Source organism: Citrobacter sp. RHB25-C09 (assembly GCF_013836145.1).
Taxonomy (GTDB): domain Bacteria; phylum Pseudomonadota; class Gammaproteobacteria; order Enterobacterales; family Enterobacteriaceae; genus Citrobacter_A.
Genome location: NZ_CP057483.1, coordinates 1,039,726 through 1,057,292, shown reverse-complemented (window position 1 = coordinate 1,057,292; position 17,567 = coordinate 1,039,726). Strand labels below are relative to the sequence as shown.

Here is a 17,567-nt window from a genome sequence, read left to right as displayed (position 1 = left end):
TGCCAGGAGGGGGACTTTAAGATGAAAACTCGACAGTTGTCTAGTTTTGTAGATTTTCCGTTTGAGTCGAGGAGATAGTCGTTGACATTCTTCTTCAGGAGTTTGGTTTAATTCAACCCGTTAATAAACAAAGCATTAAGTAAAGTTATAGGGTGTGACCGGAAGAATTTCATTAGCCAAAAAAAAGCCGGATGGCGACGCGTTGCGTCTTATCCGGCCTACGAGTTCGTGCCCTTTGTGATGTTGTAGGCCCGGTAAGCGCAAGCGCCACCGGGCATTTTGCATCAGAACGCGACTTTCACACCCAGCATTGCAGAGGTATCGCTGTAACCTTTGTCGCCAATCTGCTGCGCCACGTTACCCCACAGGGCGACGTTCTTCGTCAGCTGACCTTCAACGCCGGCCTTCAGTTCACCGATGTTGCGGGTGCCAGTCAGGTCCACATTTTCACCGTTCAGCGCCACGCCGAAGTCTTTGGTGTTGTGGATCCAGTTCGCTTCCACAAACGGCTGGAAGGTGCGGTCTTTACCGTCGTCCAGTTTATTGTGGCCCTGGCCGTACAGACGCACGCCCAGACGGGTCTGGATGTTGCCGTCGCCTTTCCCTTCAACACGGGTACCGTTGGCTTCTTTGTGCTCGTCTGCCTTCACGCCCATCCAGGTGACCTGTGCTTTAGGCTGGATATACAGCGCATTACGCTCGCTGATGTCCGCCAGTTTCCAGGTGTAGCCGGATTCCACAGACGCGGTGAAACCTTTAGCGTCGTACTCTTTGGTGGCTTCATCAACGCCACGGCCATTCACCGAGTTATCGAACCAGCTGTACTGCGCCCAGGTATCCACGTAAGCCCCTTCATGGGTTTCGTTATCCTGCAGCCAGGTACCGTACAGACCGACGCTGTAACCGCTGATGCTGCTATCAGCACGTTTACCGTTACGCTGGTTTTCCGCACGGGCTTTCTGGTTGGCATAGCCCGCCATCAGACCCAGGTGGAAACGGTCCGTGTTGTCAGTAGACCACTGCGCAATATCGCCACCGAGCTGCATCACATAGCGGTTCGCCTGCATGTCCAGCTGGCCGCTGCTGTCTTTCTGACGGGTGTGACCGCCAACGTTACGCAGCCACAGGCTGGTCACCGCTTTTTCACCGGTCAGGGCGTCAACATAGTGGGTTTCGCCCAGACGATCCTGCAGACGGGTGTTGAACAGAGTGTTCGCTGCCTGCAGGTTCATCCCGTACAGACCGGCTTCCGGACGGATCGCGGATTCACGCGGCGCCTGTGGTTTCAGTGGGTTTACTGGGTCAACTGGGTCAGTTGGATCAGCCTGCTTAGCTGGCTCTTCCGACGGTTCCGGAGAGAGCGCGCTGCTCAGATACCAGTTCTTGTCGTTAGTGCCTTCACCACGCGCCAGGGTGTAGTCATAGGCCCCCGCCACGATACGGCCGTTTTGCTTGAACTCACCGTCAGAGGTTCCCGCGACGGTGATAAGCTCAATACCGTCCGTGGTCAGGCCTCCTGTCCCCCCTGCGTTCAGCACTTTTACATTAGTCGTGCCGGAGGTGTTACCTTTTACGACCAGCTTGTCGGTCGGAGAGGCGTCGTCACCCAGTTGGGTGTTCATCACGATGTTACCGTTGTTGCCAACGTAATCGCCGTTCACCGTCAGGGTTTTGAAGGTGGAAGCCGCGCGCGTCAGGCCGCGGGCCTGTGCTGTTGGCGGCATAAAGGTCAGCGTAGAGTTTTCGAGCATCAGGTTAGAAACGGTGGAGTCACCGGTCATATCCCAACGGCTTTTGCCTCCCTTCAGCATCATGTTGATAGCACCGTTATCAACAATCACTGTATCACCGTGAATATAGGAGTTATCGCCGGAGATAATATTGATGGTATGGCCTTCGTCAGCATGCATTCTACCCCAGGCTACCAGCTTATTGTTATTCACAATATTGGTTGAACCATCCGAATTTCCGGCATAGCCATAAATAGAGTACAGAATATCCGATACCGATTCATAAGAGGCCTGGCTACCTAAGGTCACATTCCCGGTAAAGACGTCATCCCCGCCATTCTGGTACATTAACGTGACTTTTTTACCACCCAGTGACTGAATGTTGATGTTGCCAATGATGGTGCTCGTCGTTGCCTCATCGGAACTGCTGCTGAGATAACCGGTTAACGTCGCCTCTTCGCCGCCTGAAACTTTAATATTGGCATCGCTAATACGGTATTTCGCGGAGCCCATATCATCGGTGTCCCCCAGAGAGACGCCCGTCGCGCTGTAATCACTTGAAACATCTACCGAGAGTTTATTAATAGAAAGGTCGGTAGTCCCCATCTGACTGTAGCTCGTTAACCCCCTTACATATTGACTAACCGCTGCTGGCGCGTGGTTAGCGGCTTTAATGCTGAGTTCATTAAACTTAACGTTGTTAGTCAGATAATTAGGGATATCTTCCCCACCATGACCTACCCAGGTATAAGTGGTATCAATAAGTTCGATACCCGAGATGCTCCCCAGGGCATTGTCCATATCCAGCGTTGTCTTGCCGGAAAACGTTGCTTTATTACCGGTGATATCAATCCCTTCCAGACGACCATTAGACGCGTTAACCGCCTTAATATTGACGTTGCCGGTAAAGTTTGACTCTTTACCGCGTAGATCCAGCGAAGCGTGATGCCCACGGCGGGAAAGCGGATCCGTATCAATATAGGAAATATTGACATTTTCAGCATTAATAACGGAATCCTGATTCGTTTCGATATTCCCGATAGTAATATTGGTCGTACCTTTTAAATCAGCACGAGCTGTACCAAGAAGAGAAATAGCAGTCACCATTTCCGAATCACCAACCTTGGTTTGATCTTCGTTGATGGTCAGGTTTTCAGCCTTCAGCACCCCAGTTCCCAAAATTCTCAGCGCTTCTCCTCTGTAATTACCGTTCGTTGAATAATCGTACATATAATTGAGAGTGAAATTTTTGCCAAGATCTACTGTACCTGCCGTGGCCTTAACAAAATAGCCAGGGTTATAGTAAAGAGTATCGTCGGGATAAGCCCCAGCGCTGGTGATGGTGGTGTTATCTCCCATCTTTACCATGGCATCGTCAACGCTGACGTTTACCGAGGAAACGTTACTACCGGTCGGTAAGGTCACGGTGCGATCCGCTGCGGCAGTCGAACTATCAACGATGATGCTCGAAGGCGTAGCGGCAAATGCGGAGGATGAAATTAATGCACTGATAACCAGCGCTATTTTAGTTGGTTTGAAAGACGCATTCATACTGTACAATCCTTGTTGTCACACATTCTCACTTAATAAGCCTGCTTAACATCCTCAGACTTATTTTTAAAAACCTTAAGCAATAAAAAGTAATTACCTTTGTTAGCTTGAGATGGAAAATATGATATGCATGACAACTACAGGAAACAATAGGTCAACCGGTCGGAAGAAAATCGCGGAATATAAGAATTTTAACAAAACACGCCAGTTCAACTTTAAATGACAATAATTAAAAACAATCCACCACAAAGAAGCAAAACCACAGTATTTCATCAATTCGATTAAGCACACATTAAGAACAATGCTCCAAAAGTGAGCTTTCACTTCATAACTTCACCTTGAATGTTACAAATTTTTGCCTTGAATTTAAGACGTGAAGGAATATTTAAGCAGATATAAATAAGAATATTGTCAATAATTGACATAACACTAACATTATAGACACCAAAAAGATTAGTTTTCTTTTTATATCAAATTCTACTTTAGGATTTTTCGCGAGATTAGTAACTAGAAAAAGCAGCCACAAACCCCAGGTGGCAGGCCTTTCGAGGTTAATCCTTCTTGCAGAATCCCGGTTTAAATGATCAATTTGAAGCCACTGCCAGCAAGGCAAACAGTTTATCTTCAAATGTCTCACTAACGGGCCATTCCTCAGCGGGAATACGCTCAGGTGACTGTAATCCGCAACTTATCAGTAAGTTAAAATATTCCTCATCCCGCCAGGCGTGCATTTGACTGTCAAAACGAATGACTTCGCCACCTGGTTTGACTGCCCAGTAGGTTGCCAGACTGGTTTGCGTGGCTTCATCCCAGCGATTTTCACTTAACAGCAGATGCGGTTCTGCAAGAAAGAGCCCCTGTGGGCAGCGCTGCCAGGTTGCCTCCGCCCTTCCCTGCCTTTTCACCTCTTCGTAGCTATGCGCTTCAATCAGCAGTTTCCCTCCGGGTTTCAACCATTGCGCACAGCGCCTGAGCAGCATTTCGGCATCTTCGGCGCTCAAGACATTTAGTTCGCCAAAGGTCATCATAATGAAGTCGAACGAATGACCTGGGCTGAAGTGACGAACATCTTGTTCCTGATAGTCAATAGTCAGACCGGCTGCCTGTGCCTGCTGCTGCGCCCAACGTATAGATGCAGGTGAAAAATCAACTCCCGTACAGTCAAAGCCGAGTTGCGCCAGGCGCTGGGTATAAAGACCCGGGCCGCATCCCAAATCGAGAATTTTTGCCTCTGATGAAAGCTGACGTGCAATCCAGAGGATCTGTTGCTCGATAACCGCGATTTTACGACTGGCCCAGTCATGCTCCTGAGACAAATGGTTTGCAAGCATCCGCTGGCTAAATTCTGGATCATTCCATGGAATTTTTGCCCCTTTTTCACGACTGTCGTCTCGCTCATTAAAAAGCGTCAGTTCAAGAATATCCATCTATTAACCTCGAATGCGTCTCACGCCATTATTATTTTACTTACGTAAATATTAGCGCAGGGAGTATTTCCAGTGACAGTAAATAATTCAAGTCATTATCGATATTTTTTGTATTAATCTTAAAGCACGGTGAATCCGTACTTAAATAATAGAATGCAAATTCGTTGTACTCGGCTCAACGCTTGTGTTATTACATCGCAAACACTTCTTTATTTTTTACAAAATTATGCCAACGCCCGGTAGTGCTGATTATTTTTTTGAAAAATTAGAACCTAAAACAGGGCTCGATTACATCCTGCGGGCCCGTGAAACGGTGCCCGAAAAGGGGATGTACATAAAACCGCATGTCCATTTCGAACACGAAATCATGTGGTTTCGCAAAGCAAAAGGCAGCTACAGCATTGGCCGCGAGAAGTTCAAGGTGGAGAATAACACGCTGATCTATGTCAGCCCGTTAACGCTTCATGATATGGAGCTGGAATTTACCGGGGATGATGAGCGTTATATCGTACAGTACGATCGGGCAATGCTCAGTAACTTAAAATATCCCATCCCGGCGCTGGAACCCCACATCGGCGTAGTCACCAGACTGAGTGAAAAGGAAGCAGACAGGCTGGATTTTGTGTTCAGATGGTTTGCCGAGGTTAGCGAAGAAGCACATTCCGAACAAGAGATTAGGCCCCTCCTGATTCTGTTGCTAAACACCGTACTTCAGCATGCGGTTATCTCTGATAAAATTTCATCAGAAACCGATAGCCAGTCCATTTTTGGCATGATCATTAACTTCATCATTGTGATGGAAACAGGCACATCCTTTAACATCAGCCTGAGCGAAGCAGCAAACTCTGTTGGGCTTTCAGCAAGCCATTTTTCCCGCGTATTTAAAAAGGTCATGCAGGTCAGCTTTAAAGAATATCTGCTACGCAAGAAGATCGCCATGTCGGTCCAGTTGCTGCGAAATACTGAACTCAGTATCACCGACATTGCTTACAAATGCGAATTCACTGATGCCGCTTACTACTGTTATCAGTTCAGAAGGTTTATCGGCGTTACGCCCAAAAAATTCAGAACCAGCAACCTCACCTCTGAGCAACTTAAAACCAACGAAACGTCCTCCTCCTGATCGCTGTTTCTCGGATGATCCGCTAACTCCGCTTAATGATTTCCAGGCACAACTATTTTTTAGCGCTGTATTATTCATAATACATTTATTTACCCGTCATTCACATGCAGTTATTGCTGAAAATGTGATCAACACATAACGCCTGGCGCAAAAAAATTATATAAACGACACTTTTACCTACATTTTTTATCCCCTGTTGCACTTATCTTTTATATTGAAGCCGGCCCTACATTTTTAAAATCCTTGATCCTCTTAAGTAAAAGGTATTTTTATGAACAAATTAGGAGTTAAAGAAAAAATAGGCTATGGATTAGGTGATGGTGCATCCAACATTATTTGGCAAACCATCATGCTGTTTATGGCCTATTTTTATACGGATATCTATGGATTAAGTGCTTTTCATATGGGGACAATGTTCCTCGTTGTCCGGGCTTTTGATGCGGTTGCCGATGTCTATATTGGTTATCTTGCCGACCATACCAAAACGAAATACGGTCAGTTCCGCCCCTATTTACTCTGGTTTTCTCTGCCATTCGGTATCTTTGGCGCATTGACATTCTATACTCCCGATTTTGGCGAGACAGGCCGAATCATTTACGCGTATATCTCTTATACTGCACTATCGCTTTTTTACTCTCTTGTTAACGTTCCATACTGTGCATTAATCAATAATATTTCAAAGGATGCAAAAGAACGCGTTTCGATGCAATCGTATCGTTTTGCCTTTGCAGCTTTAGGCGGCATTATTGTCTCCGTAGTCGCACTGCCGTTAACCAAAATTCTGGGCGCAGGTGATTTGCAGAAAGGCTATTTTCTCGCGATGATCATCATGGGTGGGATGAGTACCATTATGTTCTTTCTCTGCTTTGCCATGACGAAAGAGCACTATGTAAAAGAAGTGGATAAAAGCCATGACCTGCGGGGAATTTATCAGGAATTGCTGATTATTGTTAAAGATTTCAACTGGCGCTGTATCTTTTCCCTGAATATCGCCAGCCTGATTGCGGGTATCCTGAAAACGGGGGGGGCGATCTATTTCGTCAGTTACTATATGAAGCAGCCCGATCTGGTCAGTACAGTACTGGTTATTATTCTGTGCACGCGCTTCGTTGGGGCTATGTCTACGACATTATTGTACAAAAATTTTGATCGGGTATTGGCTTATAAAGCGTCACTGGTACTCCAGGCAATTATTCTGGTCGCCCTTTTCGCCGTTCCTTCTGAGTATGTTCTGGTGATTTGCGGCATCATCTGCGTGATCCACTTTATCGACTCAAGCTCTGCCCCTCTGCAATGGAGTCTGTTGAGCGACATTATTGATAACGTCGAGAAAAAATCGCATCGCTCGTTAAGTGGCCTGGTTTTCTCTACCAATTTATTCGCCATTAAAATTGGCATTGCCGTTGGCGGTGCCATCATCGGCTGGCTACTGACCTTTGGCGGTTATGTCGGTAACGCAACACTGCAAACGGACCTCGCCATTATGATCGTGCGTTTAATTTTTACGATTATCCCGGCAGTCTTTGTCTTGATAATGTTTTTTATTATGCAGCGATATCGTTCTTATGACGCGTAAGCGCATGGATATCACTCAGTCCGTATAACCTAAATTCATTTTTGCTTTTCAGGACGTATTTATGACTATCATTACCAATCCCATTATTTCAGGCTTTAACCCTGATCCATCCATTATCCGCGTTGGCGATGCCTATTATTTAGCAACATCGACTTTTGAATGGTTCCCAGGCGTTTGCTTATATAAATCATATGATCTCAAAAACTGGCGTCTGATTTCCTATCCTTTGAATCGTAGAAGCCAACTCGATATGATCGGCAACCCGGATTCTGGGGGAATATATGCTCCATGTTTAAGCTACGACGCAGACAGGTTTTATCTTATCTACACCGACGTCAAAAATGTGAGCGGACGATTTTGGGACACCAACAACTATATTGTGACTACAGAAGATATTGAGGGCGAATGGTCTGAGCCAACGTATCTGAATAGTCGGGGGATCGATCCTTCTCTCTTTCACCATAGCGATGGCACCAAGTGGCTATTAAGTATGGAGATGAGCTATATGGACGGCGGCGAAGCCGGATTCCCGAAATGGAATGGCATTATTATTCAGCAGTATGACGAAATGAATAATAAGCTCATCGGCGAATGTCGAAAAATATATGCCGGCACCTCGCTTGGGATCACCGAAGGCCCGCATCTGTACGAATATAACGGATGGTATTATTTGCTGGTTGCAGAAGGCGGCACCTTTTACAACCACGGCGTGACAGTGGCGCGTTCGAAACATCTGCTTGGTCCGTATGAAACGGATCCTATTGGTCAAATGATGACATCACGTTTTGATTGTCGGATACCGCTACAGCGCGTCGGGCACGCCGACCTGATTGAAAACAGTCTTGGTGAATGGTTTATCGTGCATTTATGCGGTCGCCCCTTACCGTCTAAAGGCCGCAGTCCAATGGGACGTGAAACAGCGATTCAACAGGTTTACTGGAATGACGAAGGCTGGCTGCGGTTAGCGAATAATTCCATCGCGCCCGAACTGACGGTACACACGTCGCTGAAAGAATCCCCCTGGCCTAAGCTCCCTGAAAAAGATGATTTTGATGCACCGGTTCTGCCGCTTCACTATCAGTCGTTGCGCATCCCTTTAGGGGAAGATATGTGTTCGCTGAAAGAGAGAAAGGGATGGTTACGACTGCGCGGTCGTGAGTCACTGAGTTCACATCACTTTCAGAGTTTACTGGCAAGAAGACAGAAAGATTTTGCCTTCACCGCCCAGACATGCGTGGATTTCCAGCCGCGATCGTTCCAGCAAATGGCCGGGTTAGTCTGTTTTTATGACACGACAAATTATATTTATCTGCATATCTCGTGCAGCGAACAGGGGGAGAAAACGGTTAATTTACTGGTTAATGACCTCAACCGATTCTCACTGCCGTCTGGCGAAGGAATAAAGATTGCCAGTGATGGGCTGGTGTATCTAAAAGTCTGCGTTAAGGATGATGCCGCCAATTTCTATTATTCGTTAGATGAACGCACCTGGTTCCCGGTGGGTGAGCATATGGAATACAGTAAGCTTTCAGATGAGTATTTCAAAGAAAGAGGCATTGAGCGTTTCACCGGTGCTTTTGTCGGGATGTGTTGCCAGGATTTCACTGGGGAGCACGTACACGCAGATTTTGATTATTTCCTCTACTCGGCGGAATAAAGGATTTATATCAGGAGGAAAAGGCCATGGGACCTTTTCCTCATTTTGTGTTTACTGCGGCAGTTTATACGCCTGACGAGCAAGTGGCTTCTAGGATATGATGAACAGTCGCCACGTCGCCGTCAATCTGTACGGTCTGGTCATTCAGATTCAGCATCAGCGTGTTTTTCCCGATTATGTACCTCAATAGCACTGCTTATCGACATACAACCACTGCAATTTAGGCGCGATCGAGTACTGTTAAGAACCATCTTAAGTGCTAAACTAGCCCCCTCTAAAACATATAAGATTGTGGGTATGTCACTTAAATACAGAGCAGACATTGATGGTCTCAGAGCAATTGCGGTGCTCATGGTGGTTTTTTTTCACGCAAAACTTCCCGTACAGGGTGGATTTGTAGGCGTAGATGTTTTTTTCGTAATCTCGGGTTTTTTAATAACGTGTATTCTTGATAAAGAAATCAGAGAATCTCGCTTTAGCTATACAAGTTTTTATTTGCGAAGAATTAAGCGGTTAATTCCCGCACTTTTTTTATGCTTATAGTTGTGGGAATATACTGCTGTTACTATCTAATGCCTGAAGATTTAGTGTCTTTTGGCAAAACTGCCGCTCTCTCTATGCTCGGCGTAAGTAATTTTTACTTTTACATTCACACCAATTACTTTGAATCCTCATCATCGGAACCACTTCTCCATACCTGGTCACTGGCAGTAGAGGAGCAATATTATATTTTTTGGCCATTAATACTAATGGCGGTATACAAAATAAAAAGAGCAAGCATCAAAGTTGCTTTGTTTTCAGCACTTTTTATTACGTCAGTAGGCCTTTCATGGTATTACGTGCATCAGGATAAAAACTTGGCATATATGATGTTGCCATTTCGTTTTTTCGAATTAATGGCTGGCGCGTTGCTGGCAATTAACTATCGTAGAACTGAATCATTATTAAAGTATAAAAATATATTAAGTGTTTCAGGTATGATATTGATACTCACAAGCGCATTTTTGCTTAACGAGAGTAGTTCTTTTCCTGGGGTCTTAGCGCTGCCTGTTACTATAGGCAGTACAATGCTGCTCGCTTCACGCGGAGGCATTGTAAATAGCTTTTTATCATTAAAACCAATAATATACATCGGAAGAGTTTCATACTCATTCTACCTATGGCACTGGCCAGTAATAATTCTGGCCGCCTACAGAGGAATTGAGTTGACGACAATTAACGCTTTTGCTCTTATAGCGTTATCATTCACTTTGGCTTCAATCAGCTACCACCTCGTTGAAAATCCCTTCAGAAAATTAAAATCTCCGCTTATTGTTTTCCCTGTTCTCTATGCCCTGCCGTTGACTGCTTGTTATTTTTTTATGAATTATATGGATTCTACATCCGGTATGAAATGGAGAACGCAAGGGATGTTTGATGAACTCAACTCAAATAACTCTGCACATATCAAACGCAGTGAATGCATGGAAAAAATGAAAGCCGGAAATTTTAGTGAGTGCTGGCTAGGTGTAAAAAAAGACAAGCCAGATGTTTTAATGATCGGTGATTCGTTCGGCAATGCATATACACCTTTTATTGATGTGCTTGCGAAAGATGCGAGGATCATGATCCATGACACAATGAGAAGTTCTACCCCCTCAATTCCAGGTGTATATGTTAATGATATAAGCAAACCATTATCAAAATATAATGCTGATTCTGTTATGCTTTATAATAACACACGAACAAATTATGCCAATACTATTGGCGCTGTGATAATATCAGATTATTTTGATATATATAATAACAATAACAAATTATTGCGATTATTTGGTGATAAAGAAATCGACTATAGTGCATCTGTATACAAATTACGAGTGAACTATATCAAAAAACTTATCAGGAATGGTGTGAAAGTCTATATCATTGCCAGACCTTTTAATACAATTGGCACATCTGGAATTGCTAAGTTACGCTCAGCAAAAATGAAACATGCCATCGGTAATGCTGATATGTTCCCTTATGGAATGAAAAAAGAATCAAGAGAAGAGTATAGACTTAAACATGACATCCCAGAAATTACGTTGATCGACCCAAATGCTCTGCTCTGCTCTGCAAAGATGAAAAGTGTGCAGCCACAATCGATGGCGACATTATTTTTAGAGTCGATGGAACCCATCTTAACTACACCTCAGCACAGAAAATGGGTGAGGCGTACTTGAAAAAATATGGTAATCCATTCAAATAGAACACTGGCTCCGCATGCGGCCATTTTGGGTTTCTACTAGTACCGCATGCCTTTGAGCTTTAAGCAGATTTCGGTATAGATGGAAAAGATCGTTGAGATGGTGCGATAATAGGAACCGACAAATAGCATCAATACCATGATTTTATTGATAAAAATAAAATCGAAAAACATTTCTATACACACCGCTATACACATTGACGGGTGCGTTCATTTTTCATACGAACTAAAGAACAGAAAAAAAACTTTTTTTTAGAAAAACTGTTCACACTGTTCACTAAACGTTTTTATTCATAAAATTCATATCGTTATGTAGTGAACGGTTGGTGAACAGTGAACACTTTACTGTTCACTTTAGCCGTTTCGCAGGTAAAAAAAGACCGGCGATTGCCGGTCAGGGTAGGTTATTTCGCTATAGGGTCATCGCATTTCGGTAACCAGTCGGCGTTGCTTTCTTCTCTTAGCGCCAGATTGGTCTGTATGCCCTGATTTTTACGGCGCTTCTCATAACTCAGCCCGTACTCTTTCAGCATGGCTGGCAATCCCTTCCCGAACATGGTGAGGCTGAGTGTGTTTTTGTAGCCGTGGGCCTCCATATACGCCAGATAGGCATGATACAGATACAGCCGCGGCTGACGCGGAATGATGTTGGCATTGCCAATATACATCCCCTCCGGCTCCGGCAGCGCTTCCAGATAGCCGCAAAAATCAAATGTCGGGTCAGCATCGCGTTTAATACTGAGCGCCTCGTCGGAGTTCTGCTGTGACTGGAGCAGTGCGCGTGCGGTCATCGGGTCACTGAACTTCTGCATAAGCTGGCGCACAATCACGGCCAGCTCGCGGGCGATTTTGTTCTTGAGCTGCGGGTCGCGCTCTTCCGGGGCAATCTGTTCCGGGAAATGCAGAATCACCCGGCGACGGGATACGCCGCCGCTGCGGTCGGTGAAACGCATCGGGTTATTGTTCACGGCCAGAATCACCGCCGGAATATGGGTTGAGTACGCATCCTTATATTTCGGGTCAACGGAGACCGCATCCCCGCCGGTGATGGCCTTGAGCCCTGCTCCGTCACCGCTCCATTTTTCCTGGTCAGGCAGACGGATGAGCGAGAAGCCAATCAGCGCGGCACGTTCACGCGGTGATTCCAGCGTTTCGATGGTCGCCGACGTGGCGTTATCTTCCCCGGCAAGCATGGTCGCAATTTCAGCCAGAATACTTTTACCACTGCCACCCGGCCCGGTCACTTCGAGAAAGAGCTGCCAGTCGTAGCGGTTCGCCAGCACCATAAACAGCGCAGCCAGAATAACGTCGCGTTTTTCCGGTCTGCCACCGGCGGCACGGTCGAGCCAGCGCCAGAAATCCGGGGCGTGGGTTTCCAGCGTTTCACCCTCCACCGGCGGGGTAAAATCGACATCACAAAGTGTGCGCAGCCAGTGTGACTGATGGTGTGGGCTGAATATGCCGGTGCCGGTATCAAGTACGCCGTTGCGAAAACCAATCAGACGCCGTGCAGGGGCGGCCTGTTGCGGAATAACCAGTTTCAGGGTCTCCACCACTGAGGTGATTTTCCCCGACGAGAACGGGGCACGGAGACGCTGGAACAGCCCGGCCACATCGCGTTCAAAATCCGACGTCGGGATGATTTTCCATATCCCGGCCTCATAGCGGGACAGGAGCTGGCCGTTCGCATCCACAGCCAGCGCTTCGCCGTAATGTTCATGTACCCGCATCGCCTTTTCACTGGTGCTCATGGCGGTAAATTCCGCCTCGCTCATGGTTGTGAAAGGGCTGTCAGCCGGTGGCCGGATGGCGTTATAAATCGCTTTCCGCGTCTCTTCTTCACCTTTCTGAATAAACGCATCATTCCAGTCTCCGAATACCGGCGGCAGGGCAACAACACCTTCACACGCTTCTGCGGCCGCAGCGGCTTTTGTCTGACCGTCGCCGTTAAGGTCGCGGTCGGCGGCCAGCACAATCTGGCAGGCCGGGTGTTTCTGACGGGCAAGGCTCGCCAGAGAAAGGAGGTTCACGGAAGACAGAGCCACCATGACGGTTTCCCCGGTCAGGTGATGCACGGTGAGTGCGGTCGCATAGCCTTCCGCTATCCACAGGCGTTTTCCGGCCTGTTTCTGCCCCTCGATGATATTACACGCCCCTTTGACCTGACCGCCTTTCAGGGTGCGTTTGAGACCGTCAGCATTGATAAGCTGAAGGTTAACCAGTGCACTGGTACCGTCATGCAGCGGGACAATCACATCACCGGCGCGGAACGTCACGCCGCCGGTTTTATGCTGGGCGGTGAGCGTCAGACATTCCAGAGCGGGGAAGCCCTTGCGGGTAAGGTAGGCGTTGCCGGTGGCCGGTCGGGTTTTCTCCATCAGTTTCGCGGCCAGCCCGGCCGCCGCTTTGCGGTCGGCATCGGTTTCAGTCTCTATGGCCGCAATCACCTCCGGGGCAACCGGCGGCAGGTTGCCGGTGACAGCATCCACCTTTTGGGCGGCCTCTGATGCGGTTACGCCGAACACTTTCTCTACCAGCTTAAGCCCGTCACCCGCGCCGCACTGGTTACAGAACCATGTGCCTCGCCCCTCTTTATCGTCAAAGCGGAAACGGTCAGAGCCGCCGCACACCGGGCAGGACTGATGGCGGTTTTTAATGACCTTCACACCCAGCGCCGGGAGAATGTGCGGCCAGTGGCCGCAGGCCTGTTTTACGGTTTCCGTTACGTTCATTTTCATTGTTATTTTCTCCCTCAGTGCAGTACAGGCGGTGTGATGTGACGGGCGCAAAGTTCATCCATCACCGCGAGCCCGAGAAAGGACAGTGACGGCGCGGCTTTCAGTGGTCCGGCTTCCATTAAATCTTCCAGTAATGCACAGGCAATCTGACGGCCTTTTTCCTCGCCGTGCTGGCGCAGATAGAAGCCCTCCAGCTCGGCGGCAATGGCGGTTTCCAGTGCGTCGAGGGTGAGGTGCGGGTATCGGCGCTGATGTTCACACAGGGTCAGCCACGCACAGGCCACGGCGCGGCGATACAGTGCGGCACGTAATACGGGCGGTAATGGCTGTTTCATACGTTGCCCTCCCCTGTCAGCCAGCGCTGATTGCAGCGCTCGACCACGCCGTCGAGCTGGGCGGTCATGAGATAGATCACGGAGGTGAGCTGTAACTGCTGCACCGGGTCACGACGAACGGTCGCGCAATCCTGTTCCTGCATCAGATCGCCGACGAGCTGGCCGACGTTGCGCATATGCTCAAGGCATTCGAGGTCACGGGCGGTAATAGTGGTATTTCTCATGCGTGTACCTCCGCAACCGGCAGACGGCCAGCAAACGAGAGGACGTAATCGCGAACGAGGGAAAGACGTGCGGCGTGTTCATCACCGGCAACGGTGCGGAGCATACAGATACGGGGTTTACGGTCTGCACGACGAACGGCGGCAAACACAAAGACAAACTGCGGGTGTGGCTGGGTGAGGGTAGTAGCCATGATGGCAGCCTCCTTGAAGTAGTTTGAAAAACTACCACCGGAAACGCCAATTTCACTGGTGGCAGCCCGAACGGGGTTGGCGTAACCGGCCTTCAAGGAAACCGGCCAGCCCGAAGGCTGCCCCGCCCGGACTACCATTATCAGAAAAGGACTCTGGTGCACGAATAAACACCACAGCCCTGAAAATGGGTGTGCCTGAGCAACGACATAAAAAAACACGCATGGCGCGTGTCGTGTCGCCTTGAAGTTATTCGGAACGCCAATTCCGGCTGCCGATTTTGCGACAGCGGGAAAACTATACCTGGAAACGGCGAAAAGAAGCAAGCCAGAAAAAGGGGCGGTTTGCTGAACGGTTATCATCATGCGTCAAAACCCCGGTTGCGTTCGGCAATACGCTCTGCCATCCATGCGGTGATTTCAGACTGCGCCCACGCCACGTTTTTACCGCCGAGGGAGATTTGTTTCGGGAATGCCTCCCGGCTGATGAGGTCATAAATGGTTGACCGGGACAGACCGCACAGATGAATCACTTCGGGCAGGCGGATAAAGCGCTCCTGAACGACATCAGAGACCGGCATCAGCGGCGCGGCAGGGGCAGAAGACGAGGAAGAAAAAGCGGTGTGCATCGGGCTACCTCACAAAGTCCATACAGTGCCGGTCGTGTCTTTCCGGCGTCAGGTAGCTCCTTATTATGGTTATATTTTCCCTCAGGTCATGTGAGATTTTTGGGGAAACAAACATTGACTTTTCGCTATGGCAAACAAAGGCAAACGCTGGCAAACAGATGCAAATCACTGCATTACATTGCAGCAATTTCGATTCCTTTTAGTTATATGTTTATCAATATCAATCGAAATAAAGTCTAAGCTATGCCATCAGCAATAAAATCGGAGGGTGAATAGTAGTGAACAGTCGGTGAACACTTATACCTTCAACTGTTCACTCCTTATCTTACTGTATTACTTATCTTTTTCTTTTCAGTGAACAGTAGTGAATAGTTATTAGTAAAAAAACAAACAGTGAGTAAGGTTTCCCAGAGACCTTTCTCTGGCCAGCCGGTTTTTAAGGTCTGTTTGTGCCATTTTTGCCACAACGGCAATGAATCGTGTTGTTGTGTCTGGCGCGGCAGAATCTCCTCAGATTGAAACAAAGAGGAGACCCGACATGACTCAGACCGCTGTTATTCCCGACTACCTTAAACCCGCAATGGAACGCCTTGAAACGGCCAGAGAAGCACATCTGACCAATGCCCGACGCATGGACGAAACCACGACGGCCATCAGCCAGGTACAAACGCAAAAAACTGAACTGGAGCAGGAAAACGACAATGATTCCGGTGCATGGCGCACCGCCTTTCGTGCCGGTGGTGCGGTCATTACCGACGAGCTGAAACAACGCCATATAACTCGCGTGGCGCGACGGGAGCTGGCGCAGGAATGTGACAATATGGCTGAGGTTCTGTCTTTCGAGCTGGACAGCCTCAAAGGAGCCTGTGACCGCACGGCCAGAGCATACCGTCAGGCACATCACGGCGCCCTCAGTCAGTATGCAGAGCATGAACTCGATGTTGCCCTGCGTGAAAGCTGCGGTGCCCTCGTCAGAGCAATGAAACTCAGCATTCTGGTTAAAGAAAATCCGCTTGCCAATACCATTGGCCATCAGGGCTATGTCGAGCCAGAGCATGTCGTTATGCAGCAGGTGAAAACGCGGCTTGAGCAGGCGGTGAGGGGCTGCAATATCCGTCTGACTGATGAACCCGTGCTGTTTAAAACAGGTCTGTCGGCCTCCACGCTGCCGCATATGGAGCATGACGTTGCGACCACACCCGGCCAGCGCAAGGTCTGGCAGGAAAAAATGCGGGAACGTGAGGCCGGGCTGAAAGCGCGGGGGTTACTGTCATGATGCGCTGTCCCTTCTGCCGCACGGCGGCGCACGTCCGCACCAGCCGCTATATGTCTGACAGCGTCAAAGAGAGTTACCTGCAGTGCCAGAATGTGCACTGCTCGGCGACATTCAAAACGCATGAGTCCATCTTTGAAGTGATACGTTCGCCGGTCATCGATGAGAAACCCGCGCCGGTGCCGACAGCATCCGTAGCCCCCCGCCGGGTAAAAGGCTGCTACAGCTCGCCGTTCCGCCACTAATCAGGAGAGACAATCCGTGACCACTCTGACCTTACAGCAGGCGTTTGACGCCTGTCAGACGAACAAAACGGCGTGGCTAAACCGTAAAGCCGAACTGACCGCTGCCGGGCAGGAATATCAGGAATTATTGCTGGATGACAACGCATCGGGTTCCCGTAGATTACGGATGCTGCGAGATATTATTGACGTAAAAAAATGGGAGATTAATCAGGCCGCCGGTCGCTACATTCTTTCGCATGAAGAGGTGCAGCGCATCAGCATCCGTAACCGGCTGCATGATTTTATGCAGCAGAACGGCGCGGAGCTGGCTGCCACACTGGCACCTGAGCTGATGGGGATTAAGAACCAGCCCGCGATGTTAAAAAGTCGCGCGCTCGACCGTTCGGTGGCATATCTGCGCGAAGCTCTTTCTGTCTGGCTGGCCGCAGGAAATGAAATTAATTATTCTGCACAGGATAACGACATTTTAACGGCCATCGGATACAGGCCTGCCGCGCCTTCGCAGGATGATTATCGTGAAAAATTCACCCCTGCACAGAGCATGATTTACGCGCGTCGACGTGCCGAAATGACCGGGCAGTAGCCTGTCTAAAAATCCCCATAAATCCCGCTATATTTAACGAAATAAGCCATGCATCCATAAGGTG

14 protein-coding genes and 1 pseudogene are annotated in these 17,567 nt (G+C 48.3%); 8 read left to right on the top strand and 7 right to left on the bottom strand.

Annotated features, from left to right (window positions below):
* Positions 1-284: 284 nt before the first annotated feature.
* On the bottom strand, positions 285-3,281 hold the full coding sequence (locus tag HVY19_RS04955) for an autotransporter outer membrane beta-barrel domain-containing protein (RefSeq protein WP_181683251.1): 2,997 nt from the start codon (positions 3,279-3,281) through the stop codon (positions 285-287).
* A gap of 587 nt (positions 3,282-3,868) precedes the next feature.
* Positions 3,869-4,708: pseudogene (locus HVY19_RS04950) on the bottom strand (class I SAM-dependent methyltransferase); the annotation flags it as partial.
* A 367-nt stretch (positions 4,709-5,075) separates the two neighbouring features.
* On the opposite strand from HVY19_RS04950, the gene HVY19_RS04945 reads away from it, so the two are divergent.
* From HVY19_RS04945 to HVY19_RS04930, 5 genes are all read left to right on the top strand, one after another.
* On the top strand, positions 5,076-5,831 hold the full coding sequence (locus tag HVY19_RS04945; protein ID WP_249419099.1) for a helix-turn-helix transcriptional regulator: 756 nt from the start codon (positions 5,076-5,078) through the stop codon (positions 5,829-5,831).
* A 271-nt stretch (positions 5,832-6,102) separates the two neighbouring features.
* On the top strand, positions 6,103-7,407 hold the full coding sequence (locus tag HVY19_RS04940; protein WP_181683249.1) for a glycoside-pentoside-hexuronide (GPH):cation symporter: 1,305 nt from the start codon (positions 6,103-6,105) through the stop codon (positions 7,405-7,407).
* Between the two features lie 61 nt (positions 7,408-7,468).
* Entirely contained in the window at positions 7,469-9,064 is a 1,596-nt protein-coding gene (locus tag HVY19_RS04935; protein ID WP_181683248.1) for a glycoside hydrolase family 43 protein, read from the top strand.
* 297 nt (positions 9,065-9,361) lie between these two features.
* Entirely contained in the window at positions 9,362-9,607 is a 246-nt protein-coding gene (locus tag HVY19_RS20740; RefSeq protein ID WP_346342164.1) for an acyltransferase, read from the top strand.
* Between the two features lie 44 nt (positions 9,608-9,651).
* Positions 9,652-11,265 (top strand): acyltransferase family protein, encoded by a 1,614-nt coding sequence (locus HVY19_RS04930; RefSeq protein WP_346342163.1) that lies wholly within the window; start codon positions 9,652-9,654, stop codon positions 11,263-11,265.
* A 427-nt stretch (positions 11,266-11,692) separates the two neighbouring features.
* Here the strand turns inward: HVY19_RS04930 and HVY19_RS04925 are convergent, their stop codons facing one another.
* From HVY19_RS04925 to HVY19_RS04905, 5 genes are read right to left on the bottom strand one after another with little or no spacing between them, the layout of a single operon-like run.
* A complete protein-coding gene (locus tag HVY19_RS04925) occupies positions 11,693-14,026 on the bottom strand; it encodes a primase-helicase zinc-binding domain-containing protein (RefSeq protein WP_181683247.1) in 2,334 nt (777 codons plus the stop codon).
* 14 nt (positions 14,027-14,040) lie between these two features.
* Positions 14,041-14,361 (bottom strand): DUF5375 domain-containing protein, encoded by a 321-nt coding sequence (locus HVY19_RS04920; RefSeq protein WP_087888154.1) that lies wholly within the window; start codon positions 14,359-14,361, stop codon positions 14,041-14,043.
* On the bottom strand, positions 14,358-14,585 hold the full coding sequence (locus HVY19_RS04915) for a hypothetical protein (protein ID WP_063941033.1): 228 nt from the start codon (positions 14,583-14,585) through the stop codon (positions 14,358-14,360). Before HVY19_RS04915 ends, HVY19_RS04920 begins: the two co-directional genes overlap by 4 nt.
* Positions 14,582-15,139, bottom strand: a complete 558-nt coding sequence (locus tag HVY19_RS04910) for a host cell division inhibitor Icd-like protein (protein WP_181683246.1) — start codon at positions 15,137-15,139, stop codon at positions 14,582-14,584. The genes HVY19_RS04915 and HVY19_RS04910 overlap by 4 nt, the downstream gene beginning before the upstream one ends.
* The gene (locus tag HVY19_RS04905) at positions 15,136-15,402 is read right to left on the bottom strand and encodes an AlpA family transcriptional regulator (protein ID WP_181683245.1); all 267 of its coding nucleotides are present in this window, start codon (positions 15,400-15,402) and stop codon (positions 15,136-15,138) included. Before HVY19_RS04905 ends, HVY19_RS04910 begins: the two co-directional genes overlap by 4 nt.
* A 538-nt stretch (positions 15,403-15,940) precedes the next feature.
* Between HVY19_RS04905 and HVY19_RS04900 the strand changes: the two genes are divergently transcribed.
* Genes HVY19_RS04900 through HVY19_RS04890 form a run of 3 tightly spaced genes read left to right on the top strand, consistent with a single transcriptional unit; the run spans position 15,941 to position 17,503 of the window.
* Positions 15,941-16,678: a glycoprotein 3 gene (locus HVY19_RS04900; protein WP_181683244.1), complete on the top strand. Its 738-nt coding sequence runs from the start codon at positions 15,941-15,943 to the stop codon at positions 16,676-16,678.
* Positions 16,675-16,920, top strand: coding sequence for an ogr/Delta-like zinc finger family protein (locus HVY19_RS04895; protein ID WP_181683243.1), 246 nt, complete (start codon positions 16,675-16,677; stop codon positions 16,918-16,920). The genes HVY19_RS04900 and HVY19_RS04895 overlap by 4 nt, the downstream gene beginning before the upstream one ends.
* 16 nt (positions 16,921-16,936) lie before the next feature.
* On the top strand, positions 16,937-17,503 hold the full coding sequence (locus tag HVY19_RS04890) for a phage polarity suppression protein (protein WP_181683242.1): 567 nt from the start codon (positions 16,937-16,939) through the stop codon (positions 17,501-17,503).
* Positions 17,504-17,567: the final 64 nt, after the last annotated feature.

Bases quoted from the DNA above. Each gene is read 5' to 3' on its own strand.
- HVY19_RS04955 (WP_181683251.1), bottom strand. From the start codon at position 3,281: ATGAATGCGTCTTTCAAACCAACTAAAATAGCGCTGGTTATCAGTGCA.
- HVY19_RS04945 (WP_249419099.1), top strand. From the start codon at position 5,076: ATGTGGTTTCGCAAAGCAAAAGGCAGCTACAGCATTGGCCGCGAGAAG.
- HVY19_RS04940 (WP_181683249.1), top strand. From the start codon at position 6,103: ATGAACAAATTAGGAGTTAAAGAAAAAATAGGCTATGGATTAGGTGAT.
- HVY19_RS04935 (WP_181683248.1), top strand. From the start codon at position 7,469: ATGACTATCATTACCAATCCCATTATTTCAGGCTTTAACCCTGATCCA.
- HVY19_RS20740 (WP_346342164.1), top strand. From the start codon at position 9,362: ATGTCACTTAAATACAGAGCAGACATTGATGGTCTCAGAGCAATTGCG.
- HVY19_RS04925 (WP_181683247.1), bottom strand. From the start codon at position 14,026: ATGAAAATGAACGTAACGGAAACCGTAAAACAGGCCTGCGGCCACTGG.
- HVY19_RS04920 (WP_087888154.1), bottom strand. From the start codon at position 14,361: ATGAAACAGCCATTACCGCCCGTATTACGTGCCGCACTGTATCGCCGC.
- HVY19_RS04915 (WP_063941033.1), bottom strand. From the start codon at position 14,585: ATGAGAAATACCACTATTACCGCCCGTGACCTCGAATGCCTTGAGCAT.
- HVY19_RS04910 (WP_181683246.1), bottom strand. From the start codon at position 15,139: ATGATGATAACCGTTCAGCAAACCGCCCCTTTTTCTGGCTTGCTTCTT.
- HVY19_RS04905 (WP_181683245.1), bottom strand. From the start codon at position 15,402: ATGCACACCGCTTTTTCTTCCTCGTCTTCTGCCCCTGCCGCGCCGCTG.
- HVY19_RS04900 (WP_181683244.1), top strand. From the start codon at position 15,941: ATGACTCAGACCGCTGTTATTCCCGACTACCTTAAACCCGCAATGGAA.
- HVY19_RS04895 (WP_181683243.1), top strand. From the start codon at position 16,675: ATGATGCGCTGTCCCTTCTGCCGCACGGCGGCGCACGTCCGCACCAGC.